The organism is Anabaena sp. AL93, assembly GCF_001672085.1.
In the GTDB taxonomy this organism is placed as follows: Bacteria; Cyanobacteriota; Cyanobacteriia; order Cyanobacteriales; family Nostocaceae; genus Dolichospermum; species Dolichospermum heterosporum.
The window spans coordinates 13,158-30,738 of sequence record NZ_LJOU01000078.1; the positions used below are offsets into that span (position 1 = coordinate 13,158).

Consider the following 17,581-nt stretch of genomic DNA (forward strand, 5'->3'; position numbering starts at 1 on the left):
ATTTGCATTTGCTCTGGAGTCAAATCATTAAAGAAGTTAAATTTTACGCAACTAAAGAAATACGCTCTTCTCCTTTTTCAAGAATAAGACGATAACCACAAGATTGAACTATCTGTAAAAAATTACTAATGTTCATATCTTTTTGCTGACCAGAACAAATATCTTGAATAACAGCAGGAGAAATATTAACTTCTTCGGCTAATTGAGCAATGGATATATGATCATTCTCCATAATAGAGATTAACAACTCAGATAGTAAAAATTCCTGATATCCTGATGTAAATTTATCTTTAAAATCGGGGTTTTGCATCATTCTATCAAGAGTTGATAGTTGTTCAATTTTCTTCATAATATCCTCCTTTTTGGTTACGTTTAATATAATCATTCATATAGTTGATAGCTTTTTCTTTCTGGTTTTTTGGTAATTCTTTCAGTAAAATGGTGAAAAATCTCTGAAATGACATAATAATATTCATTCTGTCCGAATATAGTAATATTAGTTAATGGTAAAATTCTACTATCGGGGCATGACAGACGAAAATGGTAAGCCCAAAATTGGTCGAAGTGCCAGACAATTAGGAGTTAGACTGGGTGATATTGATATAAATATTAAGCGAATGCCCGTAGATAGTCTAGATGAGCAAGGCTATTTATTACCAGAGTCAGAGCGTGAGTTTCAAGGTGAGCTTATTGATGTTGCCATTGTAAATACAGGGGGAATGTCCGTTTCCCTTTCCATTGAAGCTTTACCAGCACCTCGCAAACCTGCTAAATTTGGTGGATATGGAAAAGATCCCCTATGGCAAATTGATGATAGTAACATCACTGGAGATTTACAAGCTGTTCAGGATAGCCCAACCCACGTTAGCATTTCGCCAAGAATTACAATGTTACTAGAAAGGTACGAATTAGCCTTGGCAAACACCCAAGATTATTGGGAAAGAATTGATTAGAACTAAATAGGAGGTAGGTATGGCATGGATATTTAGTTTATCAGCAGAGTGTGGCTCTGATGAAAGCAGTGCTAAGGAATTTGCTCAATATTTTACGGCGAAACCATGTATGTTCTCTAACCCATGGCCATATTGTGCAGACACTTTTCAAGATAGTGAAAAAAATTGGTGGTGTCGGGTTTACCTAAATCATCTTAGTAAAGTAGGAATAAACAACACCGAAAGTGCTTTCTCAATGACAAATTTAGGTCTAACACTCTATAGAAATCTACTGTCTTCTCCTCCGTTTCGTTATGCTTTAGTTGGTGTAGAAGTTGATGAATTTAGAACCTATAGTGAACTGATTGAAGATTTGCCTAATTTATCTATTCCAGGATTAGTTTTAGCCAAAACAATTGAGCAGGAAGTAGAAACATTACCAATTTTCCAAGCATTTGGTTCTAGTTATGTTTGGCAACCTTATCAGGGAGAAGTTTACAATCCATTAATGGTATCCCCGGACTTAAAAAGTAAACTTGATGAAATTTTATCTATAAGTTGAATTAAAACTCAATATTCTCTCCGTGCCTCTGCGCCTCTGCGTGAGACAAAAAAACAGCCGCCCCCTTACGGAAGCGGCCATTATTCAAACTAGGAAAACTACTAAAAGATTTTAGTAATCGTAATCTCCACCCATACCAGCGCCAGCAGCAGGAGCGCCATCTTTAGGTTCGGGCTTGTCAACAATGATACATTCAGTTGTCAACACCATACCAGCGATAGAAGCAGCGTTTTGCAAAGCAGAACGAGTTACCTTAGCGGGGTCAACAATACCAGCTTCCAACATATCAACGAATTCGTTGGTAGAAGCATTGAAACCAATGTTGAAATCCTTCTCTTTCACTCTTTCCGCAATTACGGCACCGTTTTGACCAGCGTTTTCTGCAATTCTCTTCAGAGGAGCAGGTAAAGCACGAACGACGATTAAAGCACCTGTCAACTCTTCATCTTTGAGGTGGCTGTGCGCCCAAACTTCCAATTGAGGAGCGAGGTGAGCCAAGGTTGTACCACCACCGGGAACAATACCTTCTTCTACAGCAGCCTTGGTAGCGTTGATAGCATCTTCCAAGCGCAGCTTCTTGTCCTTCATTTCGGTTTCGGTAGCTGCACCAACTTTAACTACAGCGACACCACCGGACAATTTAGCCAAACGTTCTTGCAGTTTTTCTTTGTCGTAGGAAGATTCGGTTTCATCCATCTGACGACGGATTTGTTCGCAACGAGCCTTCACAGCAGCTTCATTACCTTCAGCAACAATTGTGGTGCTGTCTTTGGTAATGGTGATGCGACGAGCTTTACCTAAGCTTTCTAGTTTGGTTGTATCTAGTTTCAATCCAGCGTCTTCGGTGACAAGTTGACCACCAGTTAAGACAGCGATATCTTCTAGCATAGCTTTACGGCGATCGCCAAAACCAGGAGCTTTCACAGCAGCCACGTTAAGGACACCGCGTAAACGGTTAACTACCAAAGTCGCCAAAGCTTCTTTTTCAATGTCTTCAGCAATAATTACCAAAGGACGACCGGAACGAGCTACTTGTTCGAGTACAGGAACTAAATCTTGTACCAAAGCAATTTTCTTGTCAGTTAACAAGATATAAGGCTCATCAAAAACGGTTTCCATCCGTTCTGCATCGGTAGCGAAGTAAGGGGAAATATAACCCTTATCAAAGCGCATACCTTCGGTGATTTCCAATTCGGTGGTCATAGACTTCCCTTCTTCTAGGGAAATTACGCCTTCTTTACCCACCTTGTCCATAGCTTGAGCAATCATGCTACCGACTTCTTCGTCGTTACCAGCAGAAATTGCCGCAACTTGAGCGATCGCCTTAGAATCTTCTACAGGGCGAGCGTGTTCAGCAATTTTTTCGACTAAAAACGCAGATGCTTTATCAATACCGCGCTTCAATAAAATTGCATTAGCACCAGCCGCAACGTTCCGCAAGCCTTCTTTAACGATAGCGTGAGCCAAAACGGTAGCTGTGGTTGTACCATCACCAGCAGCGTCATTGGTTTTAGAAGCAGCTTGACGAATTAGAGCTACACCAGTATTTTCGATGTGGTCTTCTAATTCAATTTCTTTAGCGATGGTGACACCATCATTCACGATTTGTGGTGCGCCGAATTTCTTCTCTAGAACCACGTTACGACCCTTTGGACCAAGGGTAACAGCTACAGCTTCAGCGAGAATATCAATACCACGCTCTAGAGCGCGACGGGCGTTTTCGTTGTAAATAATGCGCTTTGCCATAATAAGTCTAAATCCCGGTGGTAAATTAATTAAATTTTGCGAAGAATTGGTGAATGGTGAGCAGGTAATTAGGAAAACTCCTTACCCATCACCCAGTCCCAATTAGTTAACGATCGCTAAAATGTCTTTTTCAGAAAGGAGTACATATTCATCTGTACCCAGCTTGATATCAGTGCCAGCGTACTTGGAGTACAACACTTTATCGCCAACATTAATATCCATTGTTTGACGAGTACCGTCGTCATTGCGCTTGCCAGGACCAACAGCGGCGATTTCGCCTACTTGGGGTTTTTCCTGGGCATTATCGGGCAAATACAAACCGCCTGCGGTTTTTTCTTGGGGGGCGCTCACTTTGATGAAAACGCGATCGCCCAGGGGCTTAACGGTGGAAACGCTTAGAGATACAGCTGCCATACAAAATTTCTTGCTAAATTAGCACTCTCGACTCATGAGTGCTAATCTAGCTTTATCTATGACCCAATAGCAATCATGGCTTGTGTACGGGTTTCCGAACTAAGATTAGGGTGGCGATACTTAAGTGCAAATATCCAATTATTTTAGTTGTCAGGGTTTGTTGCGTAAGTAATGAATATTTTGATATGGACAACTTTATTTGCAAACTTGGGAAATTGTTATAGAACTGTAATCAGGGATCTACTCAATGAGTAACATCACAATGATCCACAAACAGTTTTTTCATCCCTAAAACTACTAGGGAACAGGGAACAGGGAACAGGGAACAGGGAACAGGGAACAGGGAACAGGGAACAGGGAACAGGGAACAGGGAACAGGGAACATTACCAATTACCAATTACCCATTACCCAAAACAGATAAATGCTCAATTCTGTTATAAATCGGCTAGTCTAGAACTTGGTAATGTTGTTAACAAGGACTGGGAGAGCGATCAACCCATCAGTTAACACATAGTTATTCCATAGGCATCTTCACAGCCCAAGTCAAAAACTTGCGTGTTTGTTGTTCTAGAACGATAATAGTAGTTTACCTAGATGGGGTCTGGTATCGCCAATTAAATCCAGAAGTCATTAGAGTAGGTCATCCAAGACCAGTAGATTGGCAACGAGTATGGTGAAGAAATCTATATTTTTAACCCATACTTGTCCAAAAGATTCCCCGGTTGATTTTGAACCTCTAAATAGAGGCTTCACATCCGAAGGATAAGTAAAGCAGCAGTATACCAATGAAAGCGCGGGCGAGTTTTGAGCTAGGGTCATCTTGAAAAATACTGACTTGTGATTATTCACAATGACAATAATTTTATCAGGGTTTTCAGCCTGCAACTTTCAAATGGATCTATAATAGCGCATTATAAAGACTACTGCTATACGTATCCTTACTAGACTTTTTCCATTCACTTGCAAGTCTGTTGAAAGTAACTAACACTTTTAAGACTTCGGGGAGTTAAAGTAAGTTAAGTGGGAAAAAAGACAACATCCGAAGTCATCCAACATACGGGATAACTATATCAATACCTTAATGGATCGAAGCGCAAGAAGTGCCACTGTTATGAAAGAACCCAGCATGAAAGACCACAAACGACTTCTACTTATTGATGATGACCCTAACCTCATCTTGCTGGTGAAGGATTACTTAGAGTTTCGGGGCTACGAAGTCATCACGGCTGCAAATGGCAGAGAAGCTCTGGATCTTCTACAAACCGAAGTTCCAGATATGATCATCTGTGACGTGATGATGCCGGAAATGGACGGATACACTTTTGTCGAAGAAGTCCGCAAGACTGAACGAACTAGTTGGATTCCCGTTCTTTTCCTCTCAGCTAAAGGTCAAAGTGCAGACCGAGTTAAGGGGTTAAATAAAGGTGCTGACGTATATATGATCAAGCCCTTTGAACCTGAAGAACTCGTAGCACAAGTAGAATCCTCACTCAAGCAAACTGTGCGTTGGAAAGAACATCAAACCAAGGGTGGGGACAGCGGTTCTCGCATCCAAGTTCCTTTCGATGTCCAGTTAACCCCAACGGAACTGAAAGTAGTCCAGTTTGTCGCTAGGGGTTTAGCAAACCGCGAAATCGCTGAAGAATTAAATGTCAGTCAGCGAACTGTTGAAAGCCATGTGTCCAATATGTTGGGCAAAACCAATCTCCACAACCGTACTGAATTAGCACGTTGGGCGATTGAAAATCAAATGGCTTAAACAATTTTAGATTTTGGATTTTGGATTTTGGATGATTTATCTAAGGTCTAAAGTCCAAAATTTCTGATTTTGGATTGGGGAAAATTACGCTGGAGGCGGAAAATCTACATCTTCATAAAGTTGCCTCATTGTTCCTGCAAAGTTAATGCTGTGTAATTGAAATGAAGTTTCTTGTCCCACATAAAACTGTAATACCCAAAATCCATCTTCATTGCGGCGGAAACATTCAACTCTCGGTTTTTTCGTATTAATTAAAATATATTCTTGTAAAGTTTCTATAGTTTGATAATCAGCGAATTTGTCACCTCGATCAAATCTTTCGGTAGAATCAGATAAAACTTCGATTATTAAACAAGGAAATCTTTTATATCCTAGTGTTTCTTGATCACGGTTATCGCAAGTTACCATAATATCAGGATAAAAAAATCTATTTAAAGATTCAATTCTGGCTTTCATATCAGAAATATATACTCGACAACCAGAACCACGCACATGATTACGCAGTAGTGCAAACAAGTTTCCAGCAATGGTAACATGAGCATCTAATGCGCCAGCCATTGCGTAAATATATCCATCAATATATTCATGCTTGACGGGGCTGTTTTCTTCTAATTCTAAATATTCTTCTGGAGTGATGTAGATTTGGGGAGAAGCAACCATATTTAAAACCTCACAAATTAAGATGTAGGCTTAACACTTGCTATAGCAGTTATTGGTTGGATGAAATACAATCGAGGGCGCAGTCCCTGCGCCCCTACAGGGTTTTCGATTTACTGACTGTATCTCATTCGAGTGCATACCGCCATATTGATACTAAGTTAGGCATCTACAATAAATTATAGAACTAAAAAATTAGTTTAATCAAATCAAGTTGCAAAATTAAATTGAAAGTGGTTTTACCAAAAAACTAATAGTTCTCGTTGCTGCCATAAAATTAGCATTCCACTGAACAGAACAAAGGAGATAACCAGTCGCCGGAATTGTTTTTCAGTGATTTTTTGGAGAACTAAATGTCCTAACCAGTTACCAGGTATAGCAGCTAAACCCAGGACAATTCCATAACCAATATATGGCAGTTTGAACGCGCCAAGAAAACCATAGACAAAGATTTTAACGATGTGAACAATCACTCGATTTGTTGCCTGAGTTGCTAGTAATTCTTCTTTTTGTAAGCCATAGTTAATATAAAGAGGAGCTAATACAGGCCCCATACTCCCTATCAAACCTGATAAAAAAGCATAAACAAAACCTGCTGGAAGAAAATACCAAGCTTTGACTGTGAAAGATTTTTCTTCATTTTTAAAAAAGTAACTAGCAGCCGAAAAAATCAGAAATATAGCAACTAAAATACTTAACCAATCTAATTTAAGTTTTGTCAGTGTAAAAGCTCCCAAAATTCCGCCAAAAATTGCTCCGGGTAACTCCCATTTAACAACATCCCAATTAATTTTTTGCCAATACACAAATACTCTTTCACTGTTTCCAAATAGCCCACTAATAGTAATTACGGGAGCAATAGCTACAGCCCCTAGAAATATACCTACAATGGGCATAAGGATTAATGCACTTCCACCACCTGCTAGTAAACTGACAAACCATCCTACAATTCCAGCTAATGCTAACCAAAATATTGTCATAAATATTGAATAATATGTTAAACCGAATAAATCAGGCGCTTGATTTTTACTCTACCCTATAAATGATTGATAACTCTCAGACAATACAGGGTTGGCATGGTCAACTTAACTTAGTTTACGGTCATCGCCGAGATTCCACTCAGTTAATTTATAACCACCATCAAGCCCCATTAAAGGTACAACGCCCCTTTTACCCGGAAGGACAAGGAATTTGCCATAGTGTGATTTTACACACTGCTGGGGGCATTGTGGGGGGCGATCGCCTATCCTCTCATATTCACCTCCAACCCTATACAAACGCCTTGATTACTACAGCCGCTGCTGGTAAAATATATCGCAGTAATGGCTTACAAGCAAGACAAACCGTAAATATCCAAGTTGATGCTCATGCTTGTTTAGAATATTTGCCCCAAGAAACAATTTTATTTAATGGAGCAATTTACCGCCAAGATTTGCGGGTAGAATTAGCTCCAGGTGCGAGTTATTTAGGCTGGGAAATTACGAGATTTGGTAGAAGTGCTAGGGGCGAAAAGTTTTTAGAGGGAGAGATGCGATCGCACACGGAAATCTGGCAAAATGATATTCCCTTATGGATTGATAGACAAATCGTTCCCGGTAACGAAAAAGTATTTCACAGTCCTCATGGTTTAAGAGAACATCCCGTTGTTGGTAGTTTTATTTGTGTTGGTTTTCCTCTATCTCCAGAAATCATCAACCAAGCACGTTCTTTAATTATTCAAAACTCTGATGCTGGGGTAACTCGCTTACAACATGGATTTTTGTGCCGATATCGTGGTAATTCTACATCTGAAGTCAGGAGTTGGTTTACAAATATTTGGCAAATGTTACGAGTATCTTGTCTAAATCGTGGTAATTGTATTCCTAGAGTCTGGCAAATTTAAACGAACCACAGAGACGCAGAGAACGCAGAGGAGAGAACAATGCAGCTTACACCCCAAGAAAAAGATAAATTATTAATTTTTACTGCTGCTTTAGTAGCGGAGAGAAGGAAAAATAGAGGTTTAAAATTGAATTATCCTGAAGCAGTCGCTTTTATTTCTGCTGCTATTTTGGAAGGTGCAAGAGATGGTCAAACTGTGGCAGATTTAATGAGTTATGGCACGACTTTATTAACTCGTGATGATGTCATGGAAGGTGTACCAGAAATGATTCATGATGTTCAAGTAGAAGCCACATTTCCTGATGGTACAAAGTTGGTAACTGTACATAATCCGATTCGTTAGAAAAGATTAAAATAGGAGAAGGTACAAATCTAGGAAAAACAATATGAGATTAAAATCAGTTAATATTCAAGGTTATCGTCCTTTTAGAAATTTTGAAGCACAGTTACAACCACTAGAAATTATTGTTGGTGCTAATGGTGCTGGTAAATCAAGTTTGTTTGAATTTCTCAAATTTTTGCGAGATAGTCTTTATCAAGATATCCCTCCAGAAATTATTTCTGGTTCTATTGGTCAGCAGATTTTTCATATTCCAGGACTAGCTAAGTTCCAATGGGACATTGAAATTGATACAGGTCTTCCAACTGGTATTAGATATCTAGGAGAACTTATGGGTCCGGTTGGTCGAACTCAAGTTTCCTACGAAAGAGTAGAATCATCTCAACCTTTTAGTGATAGATACAGTAGTCCATACATATATATGGATATTCAAGGTAATAAAGGTGTAATTAGAGAACCTGGAGAAACAGGATTTACAACATTAACATCAGATAAATTAACACAGGATATTGCTTTAAAGCGTTCTAATCAACTAACGCTAAATGCAATGACAAATCCATCACTGGAAGCATTATATAACTTACGTGAATATATTCGTGATTGGAGATTTTATAGTTCCTTCAATATAGCAAGTCAGAAAATTCGTCAATCAGTTCCCATTGAACAAGAACCGATTTTACATGAAAATGCAGGTAATTTAAGTTCAGTTCTTTTTTCCTTAATGACTGAACATCGTCCAGCATTTGATGAATTACAACAACATTTACGTTCTGTAATTCCTGGTTTTAAAGGTTTAACAGTAAAAGCACGTGGTGGACCAGGAGAAGTGATCGCTTTTTGGCGAGAATCAGGTGTTGATGATGAGTTAAGTCTTGCTGATTTATCAGATGGAATTTTGCGTTTGATTTGCTGGATTTGTTTATGTGTACACCCAAATCCACCATCTTTAATATGTATTGATGAACCGGATCAAGGTGTTCATCCTCGGACATTACCTGTTTTGGCTGCTTTATTTGAAAAAGCCTCTGAACGCACTCAAATTTTATTAGCAACGCATTCGTCTTATTTTCTCACACAATTTGCTATTTCGCAAATTGCCGTACTCAGAAAAGAAAAAGGGGAAGCAAAATTTATTAAACCTGGAAATTCTCCGGTATTAATTGATATGCTTGATGATTTTGGTGCAGATGAATTAGAACAATTACACCGTAGCGATGAATTAGAGAGACTTCCATGAGAGTTGAAATTTATGTAGAGGGGACATCTGATAAATATGCAATGGAGGCACTATTAGCACCTTTAATTGACCAGAAATTACAGCAAGGTATTAGTATCAAATTTTTTGCAGTTAAGGGAAATGATAATGATAAAGGAGGAGATGCTAAGAAAGATTTATTAACAAAGACACCAACTAAAGCAGTCAATATTATCTGCAATCAGCCAGATTCAATTGTGGTAATTATGCCAGACCTATATCCCAAAAATAAAGGCTTTGAACATGAAACAATTGAAGAACTAGAAAATGGGATTTCAAATACGTTCAATCAGGTATTAGAGTCTAAAGGAATTAATGATAATCGCTTAAAAGAGCGTTTTCGAGTTTTTTGCTTTAAACATGATTTAGAATCCTTAATTTTAGCTGCTGAATCCCAATTAATAACTGTACTGGGCGTGAACTCTCTTTCTGTAACATGGACAAAACCAGTTGAGGAACAAAATCACAATATTCCCCCGAAAGATATTGTAGAAAAAATTTTTCGAGAATGTGGTAAAAAATATAAAGGTTCTGTGGATGCACGCAGAATATTAGAAAGTGCAAGATATCAAGATATAGCCGAACTATGCCCTCAAGCTTTCAGACCGTTTGTAGAGTTTTTAGAAAACCTTTAAAGTAGGAAAAAATTATGATCCCTGGAGAAATTATTACCCCCATAGGTGAAATAGAACTGAATGCAGGTCGTCCAACTACCAAAATAATAGTGGCAAATACAGGAGACAGACCAATTCAAATAGGATCACACTTTCACTTTTACGAAGTCAATAACGCGTTAAACTTCCATAGAGAAAAAACACGAGGAATGCGATTAGATATTCCCGCCGGCACAGCCGTCAGATTTGAACCAGGAGACGAAAAAGAAGTTACTCTAGTTCCTCTCGTTGGTACAGGCCAAATTTACGGCTTCAACAACAAAATTGACGGAAACCTCTAAAATTCTCTCTTTCCCTCTGCGTCTAAAGCGTGATAAAAAAAGGATAAAAATATGCCCTACAAAATGAACCGCCAAGCCTACGCCGATACCTTCGGACCAACAGTAGGAGACAGAATTAGATTAGCCGACACAGAACTATTTATAGAAGTAGAAAGAGACTTTACAACCTACGGTGACGAAGTGAAATTTGGTGGGGGAAAAGTCATTAGAGATGGGATGGGACAATCCCCAATTTCTAATCATGATGGTGCAGTAGATTTAGTTATTACTAATGCTTTAATTCTCGATTGGTGGGGAATTGTCAAAGCAGATATTGGCATTAAAGACGGCAAAATTTATAAAATTGGTAAAGCCGGCAATCCCTATATTCAAGACAATATAGATATTATTATTGGACCGGGAACAGAAGCTTTAGCCGGTGAAGGAATGATTCTCACTGCGGGGGGAATAGATACCCACATCCATTTTATCTGTCCCCAACAAATTGAAGTCGCTATTGCTTCCGGTATTACTACCATGATTGGTGGTGGGACAGGCCCAGCTACGGGAACAAATGCCACAACTTGTACCCCTGGACCCTGGAATATGTACCGAATGTTGCAAGCTGCTGACGCTTTCCCTGTTAACTTAGGATTTCTGGGCAAAGGTAACACCAGTCAACCCCAAGGACTGATAGAACAAATCGAAGCCGGGGCAATGGGATTGAAACTCCATGAAGATTGGGGAACAAATCCAGCCACAATTGATACTTGTTTAACCGTTGCTGATGAATATGATGTGCAAGTAGCAATTCATACTGATACTCTAAACGAAGCCGGCTTTGTGGAAGATACAATTGCCGCTTTTAAGCATCGTGCTATTCACACCTACCATACAGAAGGGGCTGGAGGAGGACACGCACCAGATATTATTAAGGTTTGTGGACAAAGTAACGTTTTGCCATCTTCTACTAATCCTACCCGTCCTTACACTGTCAATACTCTAGATGAACATTTAGATATGTTGATGGTATGTCATCACTTAGATGCAGCTATTCCTGAAGATGTATCTTTTGCTGAATCCCGTATCCGTCGAGAAACGATCGCTGCGGAAGACATTCTTCACGATTTAGGCGCGTTTAGTATGATTGCTTCCGACTCCCAAGCAATGGGGCGTGTCGGTGAGGTAATCATTCGGACTTGGCAAACGGCACATAAAATGAAGGTGCAAAGGGGAAGCCTTGCTGGTGATAGTCATGCCGATAATTTACGAGCCAAACGTTATGTTGCTAAATATACAATTAATCCGGCAATCACTCATGGTATTTCTGAATATGTGGGGTCAGTAGAAGCGGGAAAATTAGCCGATTTGTGTTTGTGGAAACCTGCTTTTTTTGGTGTCAAACCGGAAATTGTGATTAAAGGTGGCATGATTGCTTGGTCACAGATGGGTGACGCTAATGCTAGTATTCCCACACCCCAACCTGTATATATGCGACCGATGTTTGGCAGTTTTGCGGGTGCTAGAAATGCGACATCATTAACTTTTGTGTCTCAAGCTGCTTTGTCCAGAGAAATTCCTCAACAATTAAAACTAGGGAAATTAGCGATCGCAGTTTCAGGAACTCGTCAAATCACTAAGCGAGATATGAAATTAAATGATGCTTTACCCGAAATCGAAGTAGATCCAGAAACCTACGAAGTTCGCGCAGATGGTGAATTATTAACTTGTGAACCAGCAACCATTTTACCAATGGCACAAAGATACTTTCTGTTTTAGAAACCCTCCAGATTGAGAATTATTTTATTTCCCAAATTTTGAGTTCCTAATCAACATTTAAGATATCACCGCTGATAATCTAAGTAGGTGAACACAATAAAAATTGGTGTCAACTTAAGCTACAGATAGATAGGTTATTTGTTTGGCTGACAGCCCCGCCCAGAAACGCCACGCTATCATTCCCAGGCGGGTTTTACGGGAATATTCGGTAAGCATAAAGCTCAGTGGCTAAAGCCGCTGAGAGTGTCCTTATTTGAGAATAGGGCGATCGCCTCATCAGTTGCTTGTTTAAGATTCCGAAAACAGACAATATTTCCCTGAGAGTGTCAATAGGTATTTTGGGTTGAGAAAGTCATCAGGTTCGCAACTTAATCAATTGTCCGAGATTTCCACGGTAATGGATCAACAGATTGTCCGTTCACATACAAACCCCAGTGTAAGTGCGGTCCAGTAGATGCACCAGTTGAACCGACTGCACCAATTTTTTGCCCTGCTTGCACAAAATCACCTTCCTTGACATCTATACGACTTAGGTGCATGAAAATGCTGATAACTCCCTGACCGTGATCAATGCCTACTACATTACCATGAACCCGGAATCCTTGGGATACTTTACCCACTAAAGCAACTCGTCCAGCCGCTGGGGTAATTACGGTTGAACCCACTGCACCTGCGTAGTCTTGTCCACGATGGTAGTAGTCTTTGGCAAATTCACCATTGTAGTAACGACGGACTCCATATTTAGTGGATGTTCTCCCAGCATTGGGGGTAAGAAAAGCACCATTCCAATATTTTTCTGGTGTCTGTAGGGCTTTTAATTCTTTTACGCGCTTGAGTTCGTACTCGGTAGCATTAACTCCAGCTTTTCCAGGTGGTAGGGTAATCCGTTGAACGGGAAATTGGCGATCGCGCACCTTTACTGATAAATTTTGTTCTTGTCCATTTTCGGAAACTTTAATGGTTCTCACTCCAGCCTTTTCTAAGGGAGTTGTAGGCACAAAAGAACGATATTTACGAGGTGCAATTTCAAAGGCTGGATATATTTTTTCCCCCACTGTTACAGTAGGATTGCTGGTTTTTTCTGGGGTATTTGCCTCAATGACAACGGAAATTGTATCTCCCAATTGAGGATTTTTAGGTAATACTTGTACTTCTAAAGCCTTTGCTGATGAGCTTAAAGCAATGGGAAAGGCAGCAATTATGCCTATAAACATTTTGGCAGGATTGATAATACTAAAACCTGACAATTTATTCTCTGGATTAATAGGGTTACGCATGATAGTCATAGGCTGATCAACAAATTTTTTGCGGCTGTTAATTAACAGACTAATTTATTTTAGTTAATGTTTCCCCTCAAGGTTAATAAATAAGTAAGTAGGTTGGCGTTGAAAATTGTCGTTATGGCAAGGCAAAAGGCAAGAGGCAAGAGGCAAGAGTGAAGAGGGTTTGGGCGATTTTACGTTTCTTTACACAGTTTGGTTTTATTGTGTTCACCTACTTAAGTAGGTTGGCGTTGAAAATTGTCGTTATGGCAAGGCAAAAGGCAAGAGGCAAGAGTGAAGAGGGTTTGGGCGATTTTACGTTTCTTTACACAGTTTGGTTTTATTGTGTTCACCTACTTAGTCTGGCAAAATAAATTGTATATTTGGAGAGGAAATAGGTGACAGATCAGGAATATAGAGATTTTTGTGTCCTCAGTGAGTTATAATCACCGTATAAGCTGGAAATTAAATTACGAATTATTAAGCTCCCATACCTGAATATTTTTTCAGTCCTCTGCGCCATAAAAAACGATTGGCACCAAAAAATATAAGAAACCAGCCTGAGATTGATAGAAATCCTCTGGTTAAATCTACAGGTAGTCCTACTAAAATACTAGCTGGAAAATTAATCATATAAGGAAAAGGTGTGAACATAACTATGTTTCTAATGTTTTCTGGAAAAACATCTAAAGGTGCTATCAAACCTGATAAAAATACAAAAAACAACAACCATAAATTTTCCAAAGCTGCGGCTCTTTCTGTCCAAAATGCAAACATAGCAAAGGTATATTGAATGATAAATCTTAAAGCAAAAACCATAATTACTGCTAAGATAAATAGAAATAAGTTAGTTATACTTGGCAACCAAAAGGCTTGAGGATAGAGAACAAAAAAGAGTGCTGCTAAAAGCAATACAAAAGGCATTCTAGCGACTCTTTCAGCCAGATGGTTGGCAACATGGTGCCAAACCGGATCTAAAGGCTGTAATAATTTTGGTGAAAGTTTACCTTCCAATACTTCTTTTTCAAAATCATAAATTACCCAGACAACGGTGATTTGCCTAGCCAGAAAAACTGCGAAAAAATATCGAGCGAAGTCTACAGATTTAAAAGCAAATTTACCACTATCAGCAGCTTGCATCCAAATACCCATCATGATAATTGGTAAAGAACCAGCCAAAACCCAGAAGATTAATTCGGATCTATATTCCAGCAGATTAGCATAATATACTGATAGCAAAGTTAAGGATTTTTTAACAATTTTTTTCATAGTTATCAATGGTTAAATCCTCTTTGAAAAACCCTACCAATTACCTCTTCTATTGGTGGTTCTGTAACTGTTAAATCTATCACTTCTAAATCGGCTAAAATCTGAGAAACAGTGCGAGTCATGGTTTCTTGTTGGACAATAAATCTCACTGCTCTTCCTTCTAGCATTTGCACATCACCATAGGACATAAGTTTTTCTAGTGGTAATTCTTGAGCTAATTCGACATAAATTTCTCGATAAGGAGCAAAATTTTCTAATAATCCATCTAATCTACCATCGTACATGAGTTTTCCTTGATGAATTAATAACACCCGTTCACACAAAGCTGTAATATCAGCCATGTAATGACTTGTTAATAATATTGTGGCTCGATATAGCTGATTATATTCTTTTAAAAAGTTACGCACTCCTACTTGAGCATTAACATCTAATCCTAAAGTTGGTTCATCTAGAAATAAAACTTGGGGACGGTGTAAAAGTGCTGCTAACAGTTCAGCTTTCATCCGTTCACCTAATGATAATTTGCGGACGGGTTGGGTTAATTTACCTTCTAAAGCCAGCATTTCTGTTAGTTCTCCAACTCGACGTTGAAATTCTTTATCAGAAATATTATAAACTGCGGCGTTAATTCTGAGAGAATCTAATGCCGGTAAATCCCAAATTAATTGCTGTTTTTGTCCCATCACTAAGGTGATTTTTTGCAAAAATGCTTCTTGACGATTAAAGGGAATAAATCCACCGACTTTAACCGTACCTTCAGAAGGATGAATTAATCCTGTTAGCATTTTTAGGGTGGTAGTTTTGCCAGCACCATTAGGACCTAAAAATCCCACTATTTCTCCGGTTTCAATGGTGAAAGTGATATCCTGAACGGCAGGAATTGAGCGATAGGTGCGACGGAAAAAATGGTTAATTGTTCCCTGAATACCTGGTTGTTTTGTGGATACAGGATAGAATTTATTGAGTTTTTCTGCTATAATCATTGACATGAAAAATTTATTTCCTTCTGCCTGATAACGTTGAGTTTCTTCCCTCTAAATAATAATCACACAAATTGCCAGAAAAAGTCGGTCTTGAGGAGGAGGATCATTTTTTTCTAAATTTTCTAATTCCTGATTATTTTCTAGTTAATCTATTCTTACTTCTCTTTAATTCTTCGTCCTGACTCCTGGACTCCTGACTCCTATTTCTATAAGGTGATAGAAGTCACAGATATATATGATTAACATAATCTCAGAGAAATTACAGGAATATCCGGTAAGCGTAAAGCTCAGTGGCTAAAGCCGCTGAGAGTGTCAATATGTTGGGATGATTGACATTAACTGAACTCTAGGCAGTCATCTATGACAGCCTACTATCAGTCTGTCATTTTTTGTTGTTTGCTAATATCATAACTTGTGATAAGTATAACATATCCCCACAACTAGTACATCATGGCGTAAATAAAGCAACCATTTTTAAGCCTTGTAATCAATAGACATCTCCAGAAATTAAAGATACTTGGACTGAAAAACCTGTAGAGACGTTATATGGAACTTCTCTACAATCTTTTTTGGAGATGTCTAATCAAATTTTCAGAGCTTTTAATAGTCATGCTATTTACGCCGCAGTGTACTAGTTAATAACCTGACAAATATTTGCCATAGCTACTACCAACTTTAGGGAATTCAAGACTTTTAAACAGGGTTTTGATTATGACATCGCTTGAATGATGTAATCAAAGTAAGGTGCAGTTTCCCCAGCGTCTTCTGCATTTAATAAATCCAAGGACGCTTGTTTGAGAGAGGTGATAGCTTCTACCATTCCAGGTACAGGAACGCCTAGAGAGTTGTACATTTCCCGCACACCAACCAAACCAATTTTTTCAATAGGTTCTTTGTCACCAGCAAGTACACCGTAAGTAATGAGGCGTAAGTACCAGCCAAAGTCCCGAATACACAAAGCCCGTTGTTTTTCACCGTAAGCATTACCACCGGGGGCGATAAAGTCAGGGCGTTTTTGCCAAAGTTTTTTGGTGGCTTCTTGAACGATCTTTTTCTCGTTTTCGGAAAGGGTGGCGGCGATTCTTGTGCGCTGCACACCTGTTTCCAAAAATGCTTTGATGTTTTTGAGTTCGCCACTGCTGGGGTAACGCAGTTCGTCGTCAGCTTGGAGAATAACTTGGCTAATTACAGTCATGATTATCTAAATGAACTGAAATATTTATATCTGCTAGTTTACCGACTTAAAGGGACATTCGTGAAGTGTATGGGAAGATAGAGATAAATTAATTTACAAAAAAATGGGCTAAAAGCCCCGAAATTAAAACCTACAGCAAATTGTCATCAAACCCGGAAAAAGAACCCCACCCCCAACCCCCTCCCCGCAAGCGATGAGGGGGTTAAGATGTACCTTATATGATTGGAAATCGCTGTAAAAATCCTAAATACTCTTAAATTCTAATGTTTTTTAATCCGGAAATGAAAGCCGTGTGGGGGATTTATCCCCTAGTGACTTATGGTGTTACACTATTTGTAACAGGAAAGGTAATCAACCTGTATAAAAACCTAACTACCTAACGGTAATTTGTACCTTGACAATTAGATCTATGCGTTTCTACTGCATTGTTCTAGCTTCTTCCTAGCAGTAGTTAAAAGATTTATAGGGACTAGTAGTCTGTCAACCCGAAAATGACGGGTGAAGGCAAGCAGGGGGAGAAGAGGGGCAGGGGGGGCAGGGGAGGGAAGAACAGAAGTTTTTTCCGATCATTACCCGTCAAAATAAATTTGACAGACCACTAGACAAATCAGA

Annotated in this window: 19 protein-coding genes; 9 read left to right on the plus strand and 10 right to left on the minus strand. The window is 39.0% G+C overall.

Features of this window, described 5'->3' with window-relative positions:
- Window positions 1–43: 43 nt before the first annotated feature.
- Together AN486_RS19055 and AN486_RS19060 are read right to left on the minus strand one after the other, a co-directional pair.
- Window positions 44–349 (minus strand): helix-turn-helix transcriptional regulator, encoded by a 306-nt coding sequence (locus tag AN486_RS19055; protein ID WP_053540838.1) that lies wholly within the window; start codon window positions 347–349, stop codon window positions 44–46.
- Window positions 336–464 (minus strand): hypothetical protein, encoded by a 129-nt coding sequence (locus AN486_RS19060; protein ID WP_257720886.1) that lies wholly within the window; start codon window positions 462–464, stop codon window positions 336–338. The genes AN486_RS19055 and AN486_RS19060 overlap by 14 nt, the downstream gene beginning before the upstream one ends.
- A gap of 39 nt (window positions 465–503) precedes the next feature.
- On the opposite strand from AN486_RS19060, the gene AN486_RS19065 reads away from it, so the two are divergent.
- Window positions 504–953: a hypothetical protein gene (locus AN486_RS19065; RefSeq protein ID WP_081424316.1), complete on the plus strand. Its 450-nt coding sequence runs from the start codon at window positions 504–506 to the stop codon at window positions 951–953.
- A gap of 19 nt (window positions 954–972) precedes the next feature.
- Window positions 973–1,494 (plus strand): hypothetical protein, encoded by a 522-nt coding sequence (locus tag AN486_RS19070; RefSeq protein ID WP_053540839.1) that lies wholly within the window; start codon window positions 973–975, stop codon window positions 1,492–1,494.
- Between the two features lie 111 nt (window positions 1,495–1,605).
- Here the strand turns inward: AN486_RS19070 and groL are convergent, their stop codons facing one another.
- Together groL and groES are read right to left on the minus strand one after the other, a co-directional pair.
- Window positions 1,606–3,240, minus strand: coding sequence for a chaperonin GroEL (gene groL / locus AN486_RS19075; RefSeq protein WP_053540840.1), 1,635 nt, complete (start codon window positions 3,238–3,240; stop codon window positions 1,606–1,608).
- Window positions 3,241–3,342: 102 nt separating this feature from the next.
- Entirely contained in the window at window positions 3,343–3,654 is a 312-nt protein-coding gene (groES, locus tag AN486_RS19080; RefSeq protein WP_027403125.1) for a co-chaperone GroES, read from the minus strand.
- A gap of 1,082 nt (window positions 3,655–4,736) precedes the next feature.
- Here groES and AN486_RS19085 point away from each other — a divergent pair.
- The gene (locus AN486_RS19085) at window positions 4,737–5,414 is read left to right on the plus strand and encodes a response regulator transcription factor (protein ID WP_168635844.1); all 678 of its coding nucleotides are present in this window, start codon (window positions 4,737–4,739) and stop codon (window positions 5,412–5,414) included.
- Between the two features lie 84 nt (window positions 5,415–5,498).
- Here AN486_RS19085 and AN486_RS19090 read toward each other — a convergent pair whose 3' ends face one another.
- Together AN486_RS19090 and AN486_RS19095 are read right to left on the minus strand one after the other, a co-directional pair.
- Window positions 5,499–6,074 (minus strand): Uma2 family endonuclease, encoded by a 576-nt coding sequence (locus AN486_RS19090; RefSeq protein WP_053540841.1) that lies wholly within the window; start codon window positions 6,072–6,074, stop codon window positions 5,499–5,501.
- Window positions 6,075–6,310: 236 nt separating this feature from the next.
- Entirely contained in the window at window positions 6,311–7,051 is a 741-nt protein-coding gene (locus AN486_RS19095; protein ID WP_168635845.1) for a sulfite exporter TauE/SafE family protein, read from the minus strand.
- A 62-nt stretch (window positions 7,052–7,113) separates the two neighbouring features.
- On the opposite strand from AN486_RS19095, the gene AN486_RS19100 reads away from it, so the two are divergent.
- From AN486_RS19100 to ureC, 6 genes are read left to right on the plus strand one after another with little or no spacing between them, the layout of a single operon-like run.
- The gene (locus AN486_RS19100; RefSeq protein ID WP_039202045.1) at window positions 7,114–7,953 is read left to right on the plus strand and encodes an urease accessory protein UreD; all 840 of its coding nucleotides are present in this window, start codon (window positions 7,114–7,116) and stop codon (window positions 7,951–7,953) included.
- Window positions 7,954–7,992: 39 nt separating this feature from the next.
- A complete protein-coding gene (gene ureA, locus AN486_RS19105; RefSeq protein WP_027403120.1) occupies window positions 7,993–8,295 on the plus strand; it encodes an urease subunit gamma in 303 nt (100 codons plus the stop codon).
- Window positions 8,296–8,338: 43 nt separating this feature from the next.
- On the plus strand, window positions 8,339–9,529 hold the full coding sequence (locus tag AN486_RS19110) for an AAA family ATPase (protein WP_290602071.1): 1,191 nt from the start codon (window positions 8,339–8,341) through the stop codon (window positions 9,527–9,529).
- Window positions 9,526–10,182, plus strand: coding sequence for a DUF4276 family protein (locus AN486_RS19115; RefSeq protein WP_053540845.1), 657 nt, complete (start codon window positions 9,526–9,528; stop codon window positions 10,180–10,182). The genes AN486_RS19110 and AN486_RS19115 overlap by 4 nt, the downstream gene beginning before the upstream one ends.
- A gap of 14 nt (window positions 10,183–10,196) precedes the next feature.
- Window positions 10,197–10,502: an urease subunit beta gene (locus tag AN486_RS19120; RefSeq protein ID WP_199924330.1), complete on the plus strand. Its 306-nt coding sequence runs from the start codon at window positions 10,197–10,199 to the stop codon at window positions 10,500–10,502.
- Between the two features lie 51 nt (window positions 10,503–10,553).
- Window positions 10,554–12,260, plus strand: coding sequence for an urease subunit alpha (ureC, locus tag AN486_RS19125; protein WP_290602074.1), 1,707 nt, complete (start codon window positions 10,554–10,556; stop codon window positions 12,258–12,260).
- A 368-nt stretch (window positions 12,261–12,628) separates the two neighbouring features.
- Here the strand turns inward: ureC and AN486_RS19130 are convergent, their stop codons facing one another.
- The 4 genes from AN486_RS19130 to AN486_RS19145 form a co-directional block, all read right to left on the minus strand.
- Window positions 12,629–13,537 (minus strand): M23 family metallopeptidase, encoded by a 909-nt coding sequence (locus tag AN486_RS19130; RefSeq protein ID WP_233455488.1) that lies wholly within the window; start codon window positions 13,535–13,537, stop codon window positions 12,629–12,631.
- A gap of 465 nt (window positions 13,538–14,002) precedes the next feature.
- Window positions 14,003–14,791 carry an ABC-2 family transporter protein gene (locus AN486_RS19135; RefSeq protein WP_168635849.1) on the minus strand — a complete coding sequence of 263 codons (789 nt, stop codon included), beginning with the start codon at window positions 14,789–14,791 and terminating at the stop codon, window positions 14,003–14,005.
- Window positions 14,792–14,796: 5 nt separating this feature from the next.
- Window positions 14,797–15,780 (minus strand): ATP-binding cassette domain-containing protein, encoded by a 984-nt coding sequence (locus AN486_RS19140; RefSeq protein ID WP_039202059.1) that lies wholly within the window; start codon window positions 15,778–15,780, stop codon window positions 14,797–14,799.
- A 703-nt stretch (window positions 15,781–16,483) separates the two neighbouring features.
- Window positions 16,484–16,969 (minus strand): allophycocyanin subunit alpha-B, encoded by a 486-nt coding sequence (locus AN486_RS19145; protein WP_027403112.1) that lies wholly within the window; start codon window positions 16,967–16,969, stop codon window positions 16,484–16,486.
- Window positions 16,970–17,581 lie beyond the last annotated feature (612 nt).

Excerpts from the sequence above, each read along its gene's own strand:
- AN486_RS19085 (WP_168635844.1), top strand. The coding sequence starts at position 4,737 with ATGGATCGAAGCGCAAGAAGTGCCACTGTTATGAAAGAACCCAGCATG.
- AN486_RS19135 (WP_168635849.1), bottom strand. The coding sequence starts at position 14,791 with ATGAAAAAAATTGTTAAAAAATCCTTAACTTTGCTATCAGTATATTAT.
- AN486_RS19090 (WP_053540841.1), bottom strand. The coding sequence starts at position 6,074 with ATGGTTGCTTCTCCCCAAATCTACATCACTCCAGAAGAATATTTAGAA.
- AN486_RS19095 (WP_168635845.1), bottom strand. The coding sequence starts at position 7,051 with ATGACAATATTTTGGTTAGCATTAGCTGGAATTGTAGGATGGTTTGTC.
- AN486_RS19130 (WP_233455488.1), bottom strand. The coding sequence starts at position 13,537 with ATGCGTAACCCTATTAATCCAGAGAATAAATTGTCAGGTTTTAGTATT.
- AN486_RS19065 (WP_081424316.1), top strand. The coding sequence starts at position 504 with ATGGTAAAATTCTACTATCGGGGCATGACAGACGAAAATGGTAAGCCC.
- groES (WP_027403125.1), bottom strand. The coding sequence starts at position 3,654 with ATGGCAGCTGTATCTCTAAGCGTTTCCACCGTTAAGCCCCTGGGCGAT.
- AN486_RS19055 (WP_053540838.1), bottom strand. The coding sequence starts at position 349 with ATGAAGAAAATTGAACAACTATCAACTCTTGATAGAATGATGCAAAAC.
- AN486_RS19070 (WP_053540839.1), top strand. The coding sequence starts at position 973 with ATGGCATGGATATTTAGTTTATCAGCAGAGTGTGGCTCTGATGAAAGC.
- AN486_RS19100 (WP_039202045.1), top strand. The coding sequence starts at position 7,114 with ATGATTGATAACTCTCAGACAATACAGGGTTGGCATGGTCAACTTAAC.
- AN486_RS19110 (WP_290602071.1), top strand. The coding sequence starts at position 8,339 with ATGAGATTAAAATCAGTTAATATTCAAGGTTATCGTCCTTTTAGAAAT.
- AN486_RS19115 (WP_053540845.1), top strand. The coding sequence starts at position 9,526 with ATGAGAGTTGAAATTTATGTAGAGGGGACATCTGATAAATATGCAATG.
- ureC (WP_290602074.1), top strand. The coding sequence starts at position 10,554 with ATGCCCTACAAAATGAACCGCCAAGCCTACGCCGATACCTTCGGACCA.
- groL (WP_053540840.1), bottom strand. The coding sequence starts at position 3,240 with ATGGCAAAGCGCATTATTTACAACGAAAACGCCCGTCGCGCTCTAGAG.
- AN486_RS19145 (WP_027403112.1), bottom strand. The coding sequence starts at position 16,969 with ATGACTGTAATTAGCCAAGTTATTCTCCAAGCTGACGACGAACTGCGT.
- AN486_RS19140 (WP_039202059.1), bottom strand. The coding sequence starts at position 15,780 with ATGTCAATGATTATAGCAGAAAAACTCAATAAATTCTATCCTGTATCC.
- AN486_RS19060 (WP_257720886.1), bottom strand. The coding sequence starts at position 464 with ATGTCATTTCAGAGATTTTTCACCATTTTACTGAAAGAATTACCAAAA.
- ureA (WP_027403120.1), top strand. The coding sequence starts at position 7,993 with ATGCAGCTTACACCCCAAGAAAAAGATAAATTATTAATTTTTACTGCT.
- AN486_RS19120 (WP_199924330.1), top strand. The coding sequence starts at position 10,197 with ATGATCCCTGGAGAAATTATTACCCCCATAGGTGAAATAGAACTGAAT.